General features: G+C 46.9%; 1 protein-coding gene. It reads right to left on the reverse strand.

The window, feature by feature from the left end; genetic code table 11:
• On the reverse strand, positions 1 to 1374 hold a 1374-nt coding region (locus tag ACGF63_RS22840; RefSeq protein WP_387633372.1), incomplete at its 3' end, for an IS4 family transposase.
• Positions 1375 to 1458: the final 84 nt, after the last annotated feature.

The following is a 1458-nucleotide window of genomic DNA, read 5'->3' on the forward strand; positions in this document are numbered from 1 at the left end:
TAGATCAAGAGACTTGGACAGTAAATAACCTTCAAGGATGGTTTGTAACATGAACCATCCTTGCCACAGCCTTTCCCATCCCACTCGGCCATTTCGTTTTGAGTCATACCAACCCGCTAGTTTTCCCAAATTGATATAGGCCCAGTAAACACTTGGCGCTGTCTTAGGGACCTTTTTCTTTTCTTGCTTTACCCACAATAATTTCCACGCTAGCGGGCTTAATAGCGTTTCACAACTCTGTTTTTCCGCCTCTGATCTATTGAGACCCACATAGCGCAACTGATGAACACGCACCGCGATAAACGCCAGGATCACCACCATTTTTTCCAGATTTTCTTTACGTTGCATCCGCAGCGCTTCTACCTGTGTCCCGCCACTTTTCCATGCCTTGTGAAACTCTTCAATGAGCCAGCGTTTTTCATAGTAGTCCAGAATACGGCGGGCATCTTCTTTACCTTTTACCGGCTCCGATGTCAGAATGTGCCAGCTCAGCTCCTTGTCGTGATTCGTTTCCTGACAACTCACATAATACAGCGGTATCGGCTCCCCTCGTTTATTGGCCGGCATTTTGAGCGTGACAGGGGCGTAACGGACGTCGCAGAGAGCTTCACGCGCCTTACGCCCACCTCGTTGTTTAACCTGAACGGTTCTTTTATCTGCGGGCTGCAAAGATTCACTGAACAGATAAAGTTTATCTGAGCTTTGTTCAATGCAACGGCTTTGCATTGAACGCACAATAAAACGCTGCTGATGCGTGATTTTATAGGTCAGATAGTCAATAATGTCTGCCTCGCGATCACAAACTGAAATGACCTTATTCATATCACTGCCAAGACGAGTTTCTGTTGCCTGAGAGGCGCGTTCCCACTTATAACTTTCCTTGTCTTTATACGGCCGGGAAGCCCGTTGCGCTTTCTTGCCATAATGACTCAGCTCTCTCGTCCAGCGCGTTTGTTCAATCAGGCCAATGACCTGTTCTTCTCTGGGGGCAAAAAGCAAAACGGAATGGGCATGCAGGCCGGTGGCACTTTTTCGTGATGCGGTATACCCCATTTCATCCCGAACCGTCTGATGAGTGAACTCCAGTGAGGTTGTATCTTCCAATGCCAGCAAACAGTCATAGGACTTAGCTTGTTCAGCCGTTGCTGCAAATCCGGCCTCTGCAATGGCCGTTGCGTCAATGGCCCGGTTACGCGTAAATCGATAAGCGGCTTCAATATCCGCAGGTGTTTTGAGTGATTGCACAATAGATTGCCCGATATGGTTGGCTAAAGAGGCGGTGAATTTGATAAGACGCTGGGTTCGTCGGCTATCACCCAAATTTGCGCGAGAAAAAGTCTCATAAGCCCATTGTTCTGCGTGAGTTTGGAACATTTTACCGTACCTCAATGAAATAGTTATTACTAAGATCAGCAAAATAGAAAAAGATTCAAAAAAATCCCCCGATTTTTTATCAGG

Source organism: Photorhabdus sp. RM322S (assembly GCF_042879395.1).
Taxonomy (GTDB): Bacteria; Pseudomonadota; Gammaproteobacteria; order Enterobacterales; family Enterobacteriaceae; genus Photorhabdus; species Photorhabdus khanii.